Source organism: Streptomyces sp. NPDC058086 (genome assembly GCF_042885015.1).
Lineage (GTDB): Bacteria > Actinomycetota > Actinomycetes > Streptomycetales > Streptomycetaceae > Streptomyces.
Genome location: NZ_JBHVST010000040.1, coordinates 29474 through 45718, shown reverse-complemented (window position 1 = coordinate 45718; position 16245 = coordinate 29474). Strand labels below are relative to the sequence as shown.

The window sequence follows — 16245 nt, the reverse complement described above, 5'->3', positions numbered from 1 at the left end:
GCGGGTCGGGTGCGGGTTTGTTGTGGCTGGGCGCGCCGTTCCCCGCGCCCCTTTGGGGCGCGTCACACTCACCGGAACACGGAAGCCGGCGGGGCCGGGGATGCCACCGCCGCCGCGTCCAGTACCGGCACCGCTCCTCCGGTGAAGTCGGTGAGCTGTTTGCCGTGTTCGAGTCTGGCCGGGTGGGGGTCCGAGGCGGCGCGACGGGTGAGTTCGGCCAGGGGCAGGGGGTGGCCGGAGGCCACGAGGACGGCGTTGCCGAAGCGTTTGCCGCGCAGGACCGTGGGGTCGGCGATGAGGGCGAGCTCGGGGAAGACGGTCGCGGCGGTGGCGATCTGGCCGCGCAGATGGGCCAGCGGGGGGCCGTCGGCGAGGTTGGCGGCGTACAGGCCACCGGGTTTGACGGTTCTGCGGACGTCGGTGAGGAACTCGACCGAGGTGAGGTGCGCGGGGGTGCGGGCGCCGCTGAACACGTCCGCTATCACCAGGTCCGCCCAGCCGTCGGGGACCTTGGCGAGGCCTTCGCGGGCGTCCAGGGAGCGCACGCGGATACGGGCGTTCGGGTCCAGGGGGAGTTCGCGGCGGACCAGTTGGACGAGGGCCCCGTCGCGTTCGACGACCTGCTGGGTGGAGCGGGGGCGGGTCGCGGCGGTGTAGCGGGCGAGGGTGAAGGCGCCGCCGCCGAGGTGGACGGCGTGCACGGGTTTGCCGGGCGGGGCCACGAGGTCGATGACATGGCCGAGGCGGCGCTGGTACTCGAAGCTCAGATGGGCGGGGTCGTCGAGGTCGACGTGGGACTGGGGGGCGCCGTCGATGAGGAGGGTCCAGGCGCGCGGGCGGTCCCGGTCGGGTATCAGTTCGGCGAGGCCGCCCTCGACCGTCTCGACGACGGCGTCGGCGGACGCCTGCCCACGGCGCGAACCGCGCGACGCGTCACGCACCGCGCCCCGCGCGTCGTCGGACCGCTTGTTCCTCGACCTTCCCATCCTGCCATTATCAGGGCGTACAGGGAGGTCGGCGCAGCGGCAACCCGTGAGGGCGCCGCCCGGTGTTTCCGGTGTCAGCGGCAGTTGTCCGCGGCCTCGATCAGCCGGGCCGCCTCGCCCAGTGCCGCCCGCAGCACGGCCGGGTCGGTCGCGAGGTCCGCGGTGCCGGGCGGCAGCAGCCAGTCCGAGCCCTCGACCGGGGGCTCGGGTGCCACCAGGCTGAGGCCGCGGCCGTTGGTCTGGGTGCAGGTGCTGCCCGGCACGTCCCAGGCGTCCGCGGTGCCGGGCGGCACCAGGAAGCCGAGGGTGTCGCAGCCGTCGTCGAGCAGGACGGGCCCGACGGAGTCGCAGGCGCCGCGGCGGAGGATGTCGACCGCCTCCAGCCCCTGGCGCGCCGGAACCGTCACGAGGTCGCAGTCGGCGACCGGCTCCGGTGCGGCGTCGCACTCGGGGGACGGCCTGTGCTCGGCGGTCGACAGCCGCGTACGAAACTCGGTGCTTTCCATCCCGGCCTCCAACACGGAACCCCTCCTCCTGCACGAGTGGGTCGGGAGTTCGGGTGCGCTCCCGGTCCACCGGGTTCAACGCGTCAGAACGTCAACGGCTACGGCATAACTCAGCCGCAAAGGATGGCAGTTCATGGCAGATCGTGGATGAGATATCCGTTTTGTAGCCAAACCCAGCGTGGCGGCGCCGTCACAGCAGGTACGTTCTTGCTCCGCCGGGACAAGGCGACACACGCCGCAACACGGACAACTCTCCTTGAGTCCGGCATGGTTCGACGGTTCGCAAGAGAGGGCCCGGCCATGGCGTCGTCAGCGGTGACCTCGTCCCAGTCCCCCCGGCCACCACGGCCGAATCTCGCCTTCCGGCGACTGCGCGCACAGCGCTCGCCGGGCGAGTTCGCCGCGGCGGTACGGAGGGCCGCGCGCGAGATCGGGGAGCGGGTCAGCTGTGACGCGCGCTACATCGGGCGGGTCGAGGCAGGCGAGATCCGCTGCCCCAACTACGCCTACGAACGGGTGTTCCTGCACATGTTCCCCGGCCGCACGCTGACCGACCTGGGCTTCTCGCCCCGCTCGTCCGTACGCGGCCGAGGGGCGCGCGGCACGGACGAAGCGCCCCCTCCCCACACCACGAGCCCGACGTACGCCACCGGTGAGACGGAGGAGACGCACGAGACGTATGACACGCAGGACCCGTATGACACGCACGAGAACCACGAGGAGAGCGACGTGCAACGTCGCGCATTCATGACTGGAGGCACCGCCACCGTGGCGGCGGCCTCACTGGGCCCCTTCGGAGTCGCCTTCGGCGCTCCGGCCGCAGCCGCGGACCGCCGTGTCCACCGGGTGGGAACCTCCGAGGCGGGCGCCCTCGAAGAGGCCGTCCGCCGGATCCGGCTGCTCGACGACCGGCACGGGGCCGACGGCCTCTACCGGCGGGCCGCCGCACCGCTGCGGACCGCCTACGAGCTGCTCGACGCGGGCACCACCCGGCAGACCACCGCCGACCGGCTTTACGCGGGGGCGGGCGAACTGGCGATCTCGGTGGGCTGGTTGGCACACGACTCCGGGCGCTTCGAGGACGCGCGCTCGCACTACGCCGAGGCGCTGGCGACCGCCAGGATGTCCGGCGACCCGGCCCTCGAGGCGCACGCCTTCTGCAACACGGCGTTCCTGGCACGCGACGCCGGGCGCCCCCGCGAGGCGGTGCGCGCGGCGCAGGCGGCACAGCGCGCGGCGCGCCCGCTCGGCTCCCCGCGACTGCTCTCGCTGCTCGCGCTGCGCGAGGCGGGCGGCTGGGCCGGACTCGCCGACCGCACGGGGTGCGAGCAGGCGCTCGTCCGCGCGCAGACGCTCTTCGAACGCGGCCCCTCGGAGACCGATCCCGAGTGGATGACCTTCTACGGAGAGGCCGAACTGGAGGGTCTGGAGGCGCAGTGCTGGTCGACTCTGGGCGACTGGACCCGCGCGGCCCGGCACGCCCGGCGCGCCGCGCACCTCCAGGACCCGCACTTCACCCGCAACATCGCCCTCTACACGGCCGAGCTCGCCGACGACCTCGCGCGCGGCGGCCGCCCCGACGAGGCCGCCGTCGCGGGTCTGCGCGTCCTCGACCTGCTGGGCGAGGTCCAGTCGTCGCGTATCCAGACCATGTTGGCGGGCACCGCGCGCGTACTGCTGCCGCACCGCCGGGCGTCGGGTGTGTCGGCGTTCCTCGAGCGCCACGCGAGTCTGCCGCGCATCCCGTGATCCCGGCCGTCGGCCGGCGCCTACGCGGTCAGGTGCCCGCAGTCGTTCCACGCCTCGATCGCGGGCTCTCCGTAGGCCCAGCCGAGCACCGACAGCGAGGTCGGGTTGAGGCGGATACGGGCCGCGAAGTCGAGCGGGAGGCCGAGCCAGCGGGCGCCGATCGAGCGCAGGATGTGCCCGTGCGCGAAGACCAGCACATCCCGGTCCTCCGCGCGGGACCAGGCGACGACCTCGTCCGCGCGCGCGGTGACCTGCTCCAGGGTCTCCCCCTCGGGGACGCCGTCGCGCCAGATGAACCAGCCCGGGCGGACCGCCTGGATCTCGGCCGGGGTCATGCCCTCGTACGCGCCGTAGTCCCACTCCATGAGCGTGTCCCAGGTGGTGGCACGCTCGCCGAAGCCGGCCAGTTCGCACGTCTCACGCGCGCGTGCCAGCGGACTGGTGCGCACCTCGACCCCCGAGAGCCCGTCGAAGGGCGCCCGGTGCAGTCGCTCCCCCAGCACCTTGGCACCGCGCCGGCCCTCTTCCAGGAGCGGGATGTCGGTCCTGCCGGTGTGCTTGCCGGACAGTGACCACTCCGTCTGACCGTGCCGGGCCAGCAGGATGCGCGGTGCCATGAAGAGAAGCCTTTCCGGTTCGCGTGGAGGACGTGCGGGACGAGGAAGAGACGCGGACCTGAGAGATGGGTGATCCCATCATGTCTCACCCCCGCGTCGGGCAACCCGGCGGGCGATCTCTGCGTCTTTGACGACCAGGGGGCGCCTCCTTAAGCCGTTCACATACACCGTAAAATCGGATGGCCGCGTCACCGGGGCGCAATCGGCTGGTCACGCAAGCAACAACCACAGGTCACGCAAGCAGACCACGCAAGCAGATGGGGGAGGACGGTCGGATGCCGCAGACCGATGCACGGCGAACCGAGGCGGCACCGCGCGCCCGGCTCCGCCGGTGGACCGAACTGCGCGCCGCCGCATCGCACACCCGGCTGCGCTGGTGGACCGAGCTGCCGCTGCTCGTGATGGTGTACGCGTCGTACTCGGCGGGCCGACTGCTCGCCCGGGGCGACACCGACGACGCCGTCGGACACGGCCTGGAGATCCTGCGCATCGAGAAGGTCCTCCACCTCAACGCCGAGCACCCGCTGAACCGGTTGTTCACCAGCGAGGCCTGGCTCGGCGTCCCCGCCGACTTCTGGTACGCGTCGCTGCACTACCTGGTGACCCCCGCGATCCTGATCTGGCTCTTCCGCTCCCGGGCCGTGCGCTACCGCGCCGCCCGCACCTGGCTGATGACATCCACGCTGATCGGCCTGATCGGCTTCACGCTGATGCCGACCTGCCCGCCCCGGCTGCTCTCCGCGGGCCACGGCTTCGTCGACACGATGGCCCAGTACAGCTCGTACGGCTGGTGGGGCGGCGAGGCGAGCGCGCCGCGCGGCCTCGGCGGCATGACCAACCAGTACGCGGCGATGCCCAGCCTGCACGTGGGCTGGTCGCTGTGGTGCGGAGTGATGCTGTGGCGCTACGGCCGCACGCCCGTCGTCCGGCTCGCGGGCATCGCCTATCCGCTGCTGACCACGATCGTCGTGATGGGCACCGCCAACCACTACTTCCTCGACGCGGTGGCGGGCGCCACCGTGATGGGGATCGGGCTGCTGCTGACCCCGTACGTGATGCGGCTCGCGGACCGCGTGCGGGGGCTGCTGAGTGCCCGCATCCCGTGGGTCGCGGGCGCCTCGCACGGCGCACGTTCCTCAATTGTCAGTGGCGGATGCCAGACTTCCACGGGTGAGCGAATTCCCCGACAGCGCGAGTCCCGAACCGGGCACGAAGCCGAGCCGGGTGCCTCCCCCGCGGACGCGGGAGAAGGCGCTGCGACAGCGGCTCGCTGAGCTGCGCGGTCCCGCCGTAGCGCCCAAGGCGCTGGACGCGCGGGCCCTCGCGGCGCTCGCCGCGAACCCCGGGTGCGAGCGGCGCGCCCTGCTGGACGGCGCGGGTGTCGACAAGGCGAAGCTGGCGGACGCGCTGGGCTCACCGTCCGCCTTCGGCCAGTCCCAGTTCGCCTTCATGCGGGGGAACGCGTTCGAGGCGCGGGTCAAGGCCGACGGCGGCGCGGAGCTGCTGCGGCTGGTGCACGAGAAGCTGGACCCGGGCGCCGAGCCGCCCGCGGCCGGTGTCGTCCCCGACCTGAGCGCGGTCGGCCCCGAGGGGCGCGCGGCCCGTACGGCCCTCGCCCTGCGCGAGGCCACCACGGCCGGCGCCTGGACCCTGCTCGACCACCCCATGCTCGCCCTCGACGTCGCGGGCTCCCCCGCCTTCCTGGAGCCGGACGCCGTCGTCGTCCACCCGGACGGAAGCTGGACGGTCGTCGAGATCAAGTCCTTCCCGATGCTGGACGGCTCCGCGGACCCGGCGAAGGTAGGCGCCGCCGCCCGCCAGTCCGCGGTGTACGTGCTCGCGCTGGAGGAGGTGGCGGCACGCCTCGGCGACAGCGACGCCGGTCCCGACGTTCGCCACCGGGTCCTGCTGGTCTGCCCCAAGGACTTCTCCAACCTGCCCACCGCGTCCGCCGTCGACATCCGCAAGCAGCGCGCGGTCACCCGCCGCCAGCTGGCCCGCCTCACGCGTGTCGAGGACATCGCGGACAGCCTCCCCGAGGGCACCTGCTTCGCCCCCGACCTCCCGGCCGCCGACCTGACGGCCGCCGTCGAATCCGTCTCCGCGACCTACGCCCCCGAGTGCCTGGCCGCCTGCGAGCTCGCCTTCCACTGCCGCGACCGCTCCCGCGCCGAGGGCGTGGTGACGGCCCTGGGGCGGTCGCTCCGCTCCGAGCTGGGCGGGCTGACGACGATCGGTGAGGTCCTGGCGGCGGCCCACGGCGCGGCCGGGGACCCCGACGACCCGGCGGTCGTGGCCCTGCGCAGGGCCGCGACGCTGCTGTCGGAGGCCCTGCGGGGGCACGCCACACCACCCACCGGCCGACAGGAGCCGGCCGGCGAAGTCCTCCCGGAGGTGGCCCCGTGTCGCTGATCGCCACCCTCGCCCGGCTGGAGGCCGTCGAGAGCGGGCGGGCCCGGCCCGTCGCCACCGTGCGCCACCGGCACCTCACCGAGCGGCCCCTGGTGTTCGTACCGCTGACCACCGCAGGTGAGGCCGGGGCCCCGCTCGGGGCGCTGGTCGGCACGGACCGGGACGCGCCCCGCCTGCTGGTCGTGCCGCAACCCCGGGACCGCGACCTGCGGTTCGCGTTCCTCGCGGAGCTGGCCGATGTCGTACTGCCGTACGTGGACACTTACGCCGACGACGTCGAGGCGGCCGAGCGCAGCGAGACCGACCCCGAGACCGGCAAGCGCGTCAAGGTCGAGGTCGAACTGTGCGCGGACGCCCCACAGCTGATCGTACCGAGCCGCGCGGGTGTGGAGTTCGTACGGCTCCTCGGCCGCTCCATGCGGTTTCGGCGCACCGCGGAGCAGGAGCCGGAGGCGCCCCATCCGGCGCCGCCCCGGGTGCCGTTGCTCGGGCGGTGGCTGACGCACTTCGGGGAGCGGGCCCGGGTGCCCGGCTCCGCCCTGCTGCTCGCCCTCACCGACGTGCTGTCGCGGCACTGGGCGACCGGCCAGAGCAGCCTGGAGGACCAGCACCTGGGGGCGCTGCTCGCCTGGATCGACCCCCCGGAGGGTGCGTCGGGCGCGCAGGCCGCGCTGCGGGCCGAGTTGCGGCGGGATGCCCGGGGACAGCTCGTGTGCCCGCCCGCGGGACCGGCCACCGACCCCGCCTTCGACAACAAACTGCTCGCTCCCGCCATCGAGCGCTACGACCGCGCGCGGACCGCCCTCGCCGCCGCCGAGGACGGCCTGGAGGCGGACGACCGGCTCGGTGAACTCACCGCCGCCGAGCGGGAGATCCGCACCCTCGTCGAGCAGATCACCCGGCCCACCTGGGACGCGGTGTGGCGCGGCCTCGACCTGCTGCGGACGCTCCCCGAGGGCACCCACGCGGCCGACCGGTGGACCCGTGACCGCTGGTCGTTCACCGGCCACCGCGACCGGATCACCGCGGGCGAGCCCCCACAGCCACGCCGCGACGACGCGGTCACCGCCGCGAACAAGCTGGCCACGCGCGAGCGCGAGCAGGCCCGCCTGGACGCGCAGGAAGCCCTCGACGATCCGCTGGTCATGGCCGGGCGGCGGCTGGTCGGCGAGGCCTTCGCGGGTGAGGTCACGGACGTCGTCATGGCGTACAGCGAGAGCAAGCGGCCGAGCCCCCGCCCCCTGGTGACCGTGCGCACGGACGACCGGCCGCACCTCGGGGAGCGGACGAAGGTGTACCGGTCGCTGGGCGGGAAGCCGCAGGCGGCCGAGTTCGTCGGGTACGAGGAGTCATCGGAGGGCGACGGGCTGGTGGTCCTGCGGATCGTCGACAAGATGGGGCGCGGCAAGGAACCCGAGACCGGGTCCGTGCCGGAGAAGGGGGACCTCCTCTGCTTCACGCTCTTCGAGCACGAACAGCGGGGCGGCGCGAAGCTGCCCGACCCGGAGGAGACCCCGTGGACGCACGGCGGACCGCCGGGCGAGCCCGACGCGGTACCGCAGCCCGACCCGGTGACGGAGGATGACATCCTGTGACCACGGCCTTCGATCCCGGAGCCGCGGCCGGCCGCGCCACCGACGCGATCCTGAACGACACCCTGCACGGCACGCACCGCGGCGTCGTGGTCGACTCTCCCCCGGGCGCCGGGAAATCCACCCTCGTCGTCCGCGCGGCGCTCGAACTCGCCTCCGCAGGACACCCGTTGATGGTCATCGCGCAGACCAACGCCCAGGTCGACGACCTGGTGCTGCGACTCGCCGAGAAGAACGGGGAGCTGCCGGTAGGGCGCTTGCACAGCAGCGATCCCGACCCCTACGACAAGGCTCTGGACGACCTGCCGAACGTCCGCAAGTCCACGAAGGCCGGCGATCTGGCCGGACTGGACGTGGTCGTCTCGACCGCCGCCAAGTGGGCCCACGTCAAGGGGGTCGAGCCGTGGCGGCACGCGATCGTCGACGAGGCCTACCAGATGCGGTCGGACGCGCTGCTGGCCGTGGCGGGGCTCTTCGAGCGGGCGCTGTTCGTGGGCGACCCCGGGCAGTTGGACCCGTTCGCGATCGTCGGCTCGGAGCAGTGGGCGGGGCTGTCGTACGACCCGTCGGCGTCCGCGGTGACGACACTGCTGGCCCACAACCCCGAACTGCCGCAGCACCGCCTCCCGGTGTCCTGGCGGCTGCCGGCCTCCGCGGCGCCGCTCGTCTCGGACGCGTTCTACCCGTACACGCCGTTCCGCAGCGGCACCGGCCATGGTGACCGGCGGCTGAAGTTCGGTGTGGTGTCGGACGGTTCGGGTCCCGACCGGGTCATCGACGAGGCGGCGGAGGCGGGTTGGGGGCTGCTGGAGCTGCCGGCCCGGCACACGCCGCGTACGGACCCGGAGGCGGTACGCGCGGTGGCCCAGGTCGTACGACGGCTGCTGGACCGGGGCGGTGCGGCCACCTCGGAGCGGGCGGAGGAACCGGTGCCCCTGACCGCCGACCGGATCGCCGTCGGCACGGCGCACCGGGACCAGGCGGCGGCCGTACGGGCGGCGCTCGCCGACCTCGGGGTCGCGGACGTCACCGTCGACACGGCGAATCGGCTTCAGGGGCGGGAGTTCGACGTCACCGTGGTGCTGCATCCGCTGTCCGGGCGGCCCGACGCGACCGCGTTCCACCTGGAGACGGGGCGGCTGTGCGTCCTCGCCTCGCGGCATCGGCACGCGTGCATCGTGGTGTGCCGGGCGGGAGTGACGGAACTGCTGGACGACCATCCGTCGACGGAGCCGGTCCAGCTGGGGGTCACCGTGAAATTTCCCGACGGCTGGGAGGCCAATCACGCGGTGCTGTCGCATTTGGCGGAGCATCGGGTGATGTGGCGACCGTAGATCCACCTCGGGTCCACAGCGGATCCATAGCGGATCCGTGGGTGATACCCGTGGGTCCGGCTTGCACGGTTGTGCGGGTCCGCTCACACGGGCCTACTTGCGCGGACGGGGGAGAATGGACGGTGGCCCACCCACGAAGCGGGCCCCTGAACCGTACGAGGAGGAGAAGACATGGCGGAGCCCACGCCGCGTCGGAACGAACCGCGGCTACGCCCCGCGCCCCTGCTCTTCGAGCCCGCGGAGGCGGCCGGTGATCCGGAGCACTTCTTCGATCTCGAGTCGATCGACGATCCTCGGGCGCTGCTGGCGCGGGCCACGGAGCTGACGCTCGCGTTTCGCGCCGCGGCCGATCGGGCGCTCGAGTTCCAGGCGATCGCCGCCGCGCAGCTGGCTGATCCCCGGCGGTTCGACCGGCTTACGCCGGCTGCGATCGCGGAGCGGGCCGAGTGGACCGAGGACTATGCGAAGAAGATGGTCGAGTTCGGGCGGGATCTGTTGCGAGGGGTCGAGGGGGACGGGCGGGGGCTCGGGCATGGGGTGGGCGACCATGCGTGAGCCGTACGTTTCCGTGTAGCCGCCGGGTTCTCTCGCCCCCGCCGCCTGGGCTTGTCGCGCAGTTCCAAGCGCCCCTGAAAGCCCGGAAGCCTGGCATATGCCAAGGGGGCAAGGTACTCCCCTCCCCGGCATTCTGTCCCGGGTTCTCGCAACTCTCGGGGGGCGGATGCTTACCGACGGTAGATCTGACCGGCATGAGCAGCACACGGAATTCGGCAAGCTCCGCCGCCCCGTTGCCCGACCGGTTCGACGTCTGCGGCGTCACCCCGGACGGAGCCGCCTGGCTCGCCTCGGCAGGAACGTATCCGCGCAGCACCCTCACCCTCTGGGAGGAACACCCGACCGCCCCGGTCGTCCTGCCCTGCGGCACCGCCTTCGACATCGTCAACGTACCCGCGATCTTCGGCCGGCGGATGCTCGACCGGCTGTGGGACGAGGGGCCGGGCTCGGGCCCGGTGGCCGTGCACCGCGGGCGGATGCTGCTGTTCAGCGCGCCGGGCACCGCACAGCGCCTGCCGTCGCTCCTGGAGTGGGAGGAGTGGGGGGCGGGTGAGTCGGGGGAATCCGGGCGCGTCCACGCCATTCCTCCGCTGCTCTGCCACGGGGTCGGCGACGCCGTGACCGTGCCCGCCCTGAGCCCCGTCGCCCACCTCACGTCCCGCTGGCTGGTGGCCCCCGACACCCGGCATCCGTGGCTTCCGGGTCCCGAGATCCTGGTGTGGGCAGCCGTCCGGGCGGCCCGCACGGCCGCCTCCGCCGCGGTGCGGATATCGATTTTTCCTCCCGCCGATCAGGATGCTAAGGTCTACGACGTCAGCAGGCGCCGCTAGCTCAGTTGGTTAGAGCAGCTGACTCTTAATCAGCGGGTCCGGGGTTCGAGTCCCTGGCGGCGCACAGACGGTGAGAAGCCCCTCGCGAAAGCGAGGGGCTTCTTGCGTGTACGCCTCCGCGCGGGCGAGGGGCTCAGCCTGTCGTGATCTTCACCGTCCACGCCCCGGACGCCGTCCGGTCCTCGACCTCGACGCGCACCTTCTCGCCGGGGACCGTGAAACTCTCCCCGAGCCCGACGGGCGCGTCCGCCAGGGGCGGGTAGACCGATTCACCCCAGCAGGACTCGGAGTGCGGGTGGGCGTCGATGACCTCGACCGGGCCGCCGCCGGAGTCGGCCTCGCTGCGGATGCGGTAGATCAGGACGCCCTGTGTGCAGGTGGCGCCGTCGTTGCCCGTCGAGGTGCGCGCCTCGAAGGCCAGCGCACTGTCGGGACCCGTACGGACGACCGCCAATTTGGTACCGCGGCCGGAACCGAAGATGCGCGCCCCCGGTGCCGAGGTGGGCAGGACCGCCCGCGAGGCCGACAGGGCCGAGGCCGAGATCCGCGCCCGGGAGCCCGGGACAGACCCCCCGGAGACGGGGTCGGAGACGGGGCCTGAGACCGGCGCCCCGGAGCCCGCGGCGGACCCCCCGGGTCCGGGAATCGAGCCCCCGGGCCCCGAGGCGGAGCCCTCCGAGTCCGAGGGCGGCCTCCCGGAGCCCGAAGCCGGTGCCGGACCGGCCAGGGCAGGGGCGCCCGCGACGGAGACCGGCGCCCCTGATGCCGCCGTCCCCGCCCCGCCCGTCACCGGACCCGACCCCAGCGGCTCCAAGGTCAGCCTCGCGGTCCCGTGCTCCCGCAGGCAGACCACCTGGCGCGTTTCCAGCCAGCCCAGTTTCCACTTGTGCCAGCCGAACAGGTCGGGGGCGAGGCCGAACTGGCTGCCCATGAGGTCCCAGTCGCCGACGTAGGTGTCCCAGTCGCCCTTGCCGTCGGTGGGGCGGTGGTAGAGGTCGGGCAGGTCGAAGACGTGCCCCGTCTCGTGGGCGAGGACGAGGTGGTCCGGCGGGTGCTTCTCGAAGACCGTGACGACACGGCGGATGTCCGTGCCGTCGGCTTCGATGGGGGTGTCGAGGTTGACGACCTTCGTCGCGTCGGAGTCGACGCCCGGCGCGTCCGGGTCGGCCACGAAGTAGACGATGTCGTAGCGGGAGAAGTCGACCTTCCGGTCGGCCGCGGCGACCGCGTCACGCAGATAGTCGCCGCGCCGCGCGGCGTTCCAGTCGCGCTTTATGGCGTACGAGGTGGAGGTGTGCGGCATCCGGATCCAGTCGCGCTGCGGATGCGGGCGCAGTGTGAACTTGCCGTACGAGGCGCGCTCGAAGAACTGGCTGGTGGCCGGGAAGTAGTCGGCGGCCAGTTCGGCGGGCGTGGTGCGGGGCCGGGAGTCCGGGAAGGACAGATAGACGAGCACCGCGTCGAGGGGGCGGGTGGGGCGCGGATAGTCGGCGTTCCAGGTGTCCAGGCCTTCCGAGTGGTGGGCCTCGGTCCGCTTCAGGGCGCAGGGGGAGAAGAGGGGTTCGGCGAGCGCGGGGCCCGTGATCAGGGAAGTCGCGGCCAGCGCCGACATGGAGGTGAACACGGCCGCGGTGCTGCGCCAGCGCGGCACGCCCGGACGGGCGAAGGCCCGCAGCGCACCCGGACGAGCGAGGACCCACGGCACGCCGAGAACCGTCAGGGCGTCAGGAACCCGCGGCACATCACGGCTTCGACGCCGCAGGGCCTCTCGGGCGAGACCCCGCAGGGGGCGCTGACGCGGCACGTCGACCTCCGGATGCGGTTTTCGGGACACCGCACCCAGCCTGGGGTATTTCGTTACGCTTCGCCCTGTTTGCCTGCACCAGAAGAGTGAGGAGCCGTGAGCAGCCGAAACCCCGAACGACACCCCGAACACTCACGGAACGTCACATGCGATCGCCAGGCGCAGGAACCCGTCCAGATGCAGGCAGAAACGATCTGTCAGAACCGGTGGTTGTTCCGGGACACTGGACTGTGGCTGGAAGGCTCCGGAACCAGCCTCTATGATCGGCACACTTTCCTGCACGGACACGGCTTGTTCGGCCGTCCAGCACCGGCCGACCACCCGAGAGACCCATACGAAGAACGAGTGCACTGCGGGAGCGAGCGGTGAGCGGAACGTCCGAAGGGCCGACGCCCACGGCAGATCTCATCCGGTCGGCCGTCACAGAGCGTCACATCGACACATCTCCGCGTACGTCTCCTCGTACGTACGCCGGGGTGCCTCCCAGCGCATCCGTCTCTGCTGTTTCACCCCCCGGCGCATCCCCTTGCGCCGGTGCCTCTCCCGGCTCGTACGCCCCGGCGGAAACACCCCTCGGCACCCTCGACACGCCTGAGTCCCCCCTCGACACGCCCGAGTCCATCCCCGACACGCCCGAGTCAATTCCTGGCATTTCCGAGTCCGTCCCCGATGCCGCGCTCGTCCCGCCCGCCGGGACCCCGACATCTCCCGGTGCGTTCCGTGCCGCCTTCGGCGCCGCGCCCCTTCCGATGGCCGTGGTCGACCGCGAGGGTCTGGTCGTCACCGCCAACGAGTCGCTCGGCGCGCTGTTCGGCACCGGATCGGGCGCGCTCGTGGGGCGGATCGCGGCCGATCTGGTGGATCTGGCCTCCGACGCCCGCGCCTGGCACGCGTACCGCGAGGTACTGCGCGGCCGGCAGGCCCGGCTGCGCTGCACCCGCCGCCTCAAGCACCCCGACGGGCACTCGCTCTGGGTGCAGGTGACGGTCGCGCCGCTGCCCGCGCAGGAGGAGGCGGTGCTGCTGTCCATCGCGGACATCAGCGCCCGCCGTGAACTCCAGGCGCGGCTGCGGCACTTGCAGATGCACGACCCGGTGACCCGGCTGCCCAACCGCACGCTGTTCTTCGAGCGGCTCTCCTCCGCCCTGGAGGCGGAGGCGTACGAGGAGGGCGGCACCGGCCGGATCGGGCTCTGCTATCTGGACCTGGACGGGTTCAAGGCGGTCAACGACACGCTCGGCCACCGGGTCGGCGACCGGCTGCTCGCGGCCGTGGCCGAACGGCTGACGCGCTGTGCCGACGAGGCGGGTTACGCCCGGGGGGCCACTCCCCTGGTCGCCCGGCTGGGCGGCGACGAGTTCGCCCTGCTGGTCGAGGACTCGACGGGGACGGACCAGTTGGCCGACCTCGCCGAGTCCGTCCTGAAGTCATTGCAGGCGCCCTTCGATCTCTCCGGGCAGCGGCTGTCGGTCTCCGCGTCGATCGGGGTCGTCGAGCGGCGCGCCGCCGGGACGTCCGCGACCCATCTGATGCAGGCCGCGGACACCACGCTGTACTGGGCGAAGGCGGACGGCAAGGGCCGCTGGACACTGTTCGACCCGGAGCGCAACGCCCACCGGATGACCCGTCAGGCGCTCTCCTCCACGCTCCGGGCGGCGATCGACCGGAACGAATTCGCCCTGGAGTACCAGCCCTTGGTGGGCATGGAGGACGGCGGGGTGCTCGGGGTCGAGGCACTGGTCCGCTGGAACCATCCGCAGTTCGGCACGCTGACGCCGAATCGGTTCATCGGATTGGCCGAGGAAGACGGTTCGATCGTGCAGCTCGGCCGTTGGGTACTGGCCACGGCCTGCCGCCAGGCCCGCCGTTGGCAGCTGGACCACCCGGACGCGGCGCCGATCTTCGTCAGCGTCAACGTCGCCGTACGGCAGGTATGGGACTCCGACCTGGTCGCGGACGTGGCGGAGATCCTCGCGGAGACGGGTCTCGCCCCGCATCTGCTCCAGTTGGAGCTGACGGAGTCGGCGGTGATGGGCTCGGCCGGGCGGCCCCTCCAGGCTCTCCAGGCCCTCAGCGACATGGGCGTCCGCATCGCCATCGACGACTTCGGCACCGGCTACTCCAACCTCGCCTACCTCAGCCGACTGCCGGTCTCCGTGCTGAAGCTGGACGGCTCCTTCGTCCGCGGCTTCCAGTACGAGGGGCCCGACGGCGATGACGGCGGCGCCCACCCCAACCCCGCCGACGAGGTCATCGTCGAGGCCCTCATCCAACTCGCCCACCGGCTCGGCCTCACGGTCACCGCCGAATGCGTGGAGACCGCCTCCCAGGCGACCCGGCTGCGCGGGATCGGCTGCGACACCGGGCAGGGCTGGCTGTACTCCCGCCCGGTGGCGCCGGATCGTATCTCCGCCCTCTTGACGGCGAGCTCCTGACGGAGAGCTTCTGACAGAGAGCTCGACGGCAGACGGGAATGTGACGACAGGACCTAGTCCGCCTTCGGCAGCCCGTACGCGTCCGCGATCAGTTCGTACGAGCGCAGGCGTACGTCGCCGCCGTGGGCGTTGCCCGTGAGCATCAGCTCGTCGGCGCCGGTGCGCTTCTGGAGGTCGTCGAGGCCGGCGCGGACCTCGTCCGCGGTGCCGTGGATGACGTTGGCGTTCCAGGAGTCGACGAACTCACGTTCCATCGGGCTGAAGTCGTACGCCTCCGCCTCCTCGGGGGTCGGGACGAGACCCGGGCGGCCGGTGCGCAGACGGACCATGTTCAGGGCCGCGGCCCTGACCTGGCGGCGGGCCTCCTTCTCGTCGTCCGTGGCGAGGGCGGAGACGCCGATCAGGGCGTAGGGGGCGTCCAGCACGGCGCTCGGCCGGAAGGACTCACGGTAGAGATCCAGCGCCGGGATCGTGTTCTGGGCCGAGAAGTGGTGCGCGAAGGCGAAGGGGAGGCCGAGGACGCCGGCCAGGCGGGCGCTGAACCCGGAGGAGCCGAGGAGCCAGATCGGGGGGCGGTGCGGGGACTGTACGCCGCCCGGGGAGGTCGACTGGACGGGGCCCGGGACCGCGTGGATGCGGGCGTAGGGGTGGCCGGCCGGGAAGTCGTCGTCCAGGAAGCGGGTCAGCTCCGCGAGCTGCTCGGGGAAGTCGTCGGCGCCCTCGTTCAGGCGGTCGGTGCGGCGGAGGGCGGCGGCCGTGGCGCCGTCGGTGCCGGGGGCCCGACCCAGGCCCAGGTCCACTCGGCCCGGGGCCATGGCTTCCAGCGTGCCGAACTGCTCCGCGATCACCAGGGGGGCGTGGTTCGGGAGCATGACGCCGCCCGAGCCCAGGCGGATGCGGGTCGTGTGGGCGGCGAGGTGCGCGAGGATCACCGCGGGTGAGGAGGAGGCCACGCCCGGCATGGAGTGGTGTTCGGCGACCCAGTAGCGGTGGAAGCCGCGGGACTCTGCGAGGCGGGAGATGGCGACGCTGGTGCGCAGGGCGTCGGTCGCGGTGCGGCCGGCGCCCACGGTGACCAGGTCCAGTACGGAGAGGGGTACGGGCGCGGTGCCTTGCGCGGTGCCTCGGATCTCGTCCGTGTCGTCCACCGGGGTGCCTCCTGTTGCGTACGTGTTGCTGTCCTCTGAGCGCCAACAGGAGACAGTCCCCGCTTATTCCCGGCACCGCGCCCCGGTACGCGGGGAGGGTCTCTCGCCCCCGCCGCCCCTACCCTCCCCCAAGCTCTCGACTTCGCTCGAGCAGGGGGGACCCCATCATCCCCAGGGGCTCCGCCCCTTCCACCCCGCCAGGGGCGCTGCGCCCCCTGGACCCCCGCATCGCCCGAAGGGCTCGTCCTCAAACGCCGGACGGGCTGAATGGTGCGGG

At 72.6% G+C, this 16245-nt stretch carries 13 protein-coding genes and 1 tRNA gene; 9 read left to right on the top strand and 5 right to left on the bottom strand.

Annotated features, from left to right (window positions below; translation table 11 throughout):
* Positions 1–68: 68 nt before the first annotated feature.
* Together ACFVWD_RS28270 and ACFVWD_RS28265 are read right to left on the bottom strand one after the other, a co-directional pair.
* Positions 69–986, bottom strand: a complete 918-nt coding sequence (locus ACFVWD_RS28270; protein WP_389600061.1) for a spermidine synthase — start codon at positions 984–986, stop codon at positions 69–71.
* Between the two features lie 74 nt (positions 987–1060).
* A complete protein-coding gene (locus tag ACFVWD_RS28265; RefSeq protein WP_389600059.1) occupies positions 1061–1507 on the bottom strand; it encodes a hypothetical protein in 447 nt (148 codons plus the stop codon).
* 285 nt (positions 1508–1792) lie between these two features.
* Between ACFVWD_RS28265 and ACFVWD_RS28260 the strand changes: the two genes are divergently transcribed.
* Positions 1793–3241 (top strand): hypothetical protein, encoded by a 1449-nt coding sequence (locus ACFVWD_RS28260; protein ID WP_389600058.1) that lies wholly within the window; start codon positions 1793–1795, stop codon positions 3239–3241.
* Positions 3242–3261: 20 nt separating this feature from the next.
* Here ACFVWD_RS28260 and ACFVWD_RS28255 read toward each other — a convergent pair whose 3' ends face one another.
* Entirely contained in the window at positions 3262–3858 is a 597-nt protein-coding gene (locus ACFVWD_RS28255) for a histidine phosphatase family protein (protein ID WP_389600056.1), read from the bottom strand.
* A gap of 275 nt (positions 3859–4133) precedes the next feature.
* Between ACFVWD_RS28255 and ACFVWD_RS28250 the strand changes: the two genes are divergently transcribed.
* From ACFVWD_RS28250 to ACFVWD_RS28220, 7 genes are all read left to right on the top strand, one after another.
* The gene (locus ACFVWD_RS28250; protein WP_389600054.1) at positions 4134–5132 is read left to right on the top strand and encodes a phosphatase PAP2 family protein; all 999 of its coding nucleotides are present in this window, start codon (positions 4134–4136) and stop codon (positions 5130–5132) included.
* Positions 5083–6270, top strand: coding sequence for a hypothetical protein (locus ACFVWD_RS28245; RefSeq protein WP_389600127.1), 1188 nt, complete (start codon positions 5083–5085; stop codon positions 6268–6270). Before ACFVWD_RS28250 ends, ACFVWD_RS28245 begins: the two co-directional genes overlap by 50 nt.
* Entirely contained in the window at positions 6261–7865 is a 1605-nt protein-coding gene (locus ACFVWD_RS28240; protein ID WP_389600052.1) for a hypothetical protein, read from the top strand. Before ACFVWD_RS28245 ends, ACFVWD_RS28240 begins: the two co-directional genes overlap by 10 nt.
* Positions 7862–9196, top strand: coding sequence for an AAA domain-containing protein (locus ACFVWD_RS28235; RefSeq protein ID WP_389600050.1), 1335 nt, complete (start codon positions 7862–7864; stop codon positions 9194–9196). Before ACFVWD_RS28240 ends, ACFVWD_RS28235 begins: the two co-directional genes overlap by 4 nt.
* A gap of 171 nt (positions 9197–9367) precedes the next feature.
* Positions 9368–9751 (top strand): hypothetical protein, encoded by a 384-nt coding sequence (locus ACFVWD_RS28230; RefSeq protein WP_101404994.1) that lies wholly within the window; start codon positions 9368–9370, stop codon positions 9749–9751.
* Between the two features lie 194 nt (positions 9752–9945).
* Positions 9946–10581 (top strand): bifunctional DNA primase/polymerase, encoded by a 636-nt coding sequence (locus ACFVWD_RS28225; RefSeq protein ID WP_389600049.1) that lies wholly within the window; start codon positions 9946–9948, stop codon positions 10579–10581.
* Positions 10572–10645 (top strand) — tRNA-Lys (locus tag ACFVWD_RS28220). The genes ACFVWD_RS28225 and ACFVWD_RS28220 overlap by 10 nt, the downstream gene beginning before the upstream one ends.
* Before the next feature lie 69 nt (positions 10646–10714).
* Here ACFVWD_RS28220 and ACFVWD_RS28215 read toward each other — a convergent pair.
* Complete coding sequence (locus ACFVWD_RS28215; RefSeq protein ID WP_389600125.1) at positions 10715–12385, bottom strand: M6 family metalloprotease domain-containing protein; 1671 nt, start codon at positions 12383–12385, stop codon at positions 10715–10717.
* 365 nt (positions 12386–12750) lie between these two features.
* Between ACFVWD_RS28215 and ACFVWD_RS28210 the strand changes: the two genes are divergently transcribed.
* Positions 12751–14820, top strand: coding sequence for an EAL domain-containing protein (locus ACFVWD_RS28210; RefSeq protein WP_389600047.1), 2070 nt, complete (start codon positions 12751–12753; stop codon positions 14818–14820).
* A 53-nt stretch (positions 14821–14873) separates the two neighbouring features.
* On the opposite strand, the gene ACFVWD_RS28205 is transcribed toward ACFVWD_RS28210, so the two are convergent.
* Positions 14874–15968, bottom strand: a complete 1095-nt coding sequence (locus ACFVWD_RS28205; RefSeq protein WP_389600045.1) for an LLM class flavin-dependent oxidoreductase — start codon at positions 15966–15968, stop codon at positions 14874–14876.
* Positions 15969–16245 lie beyond the last annotated feature (277 nt).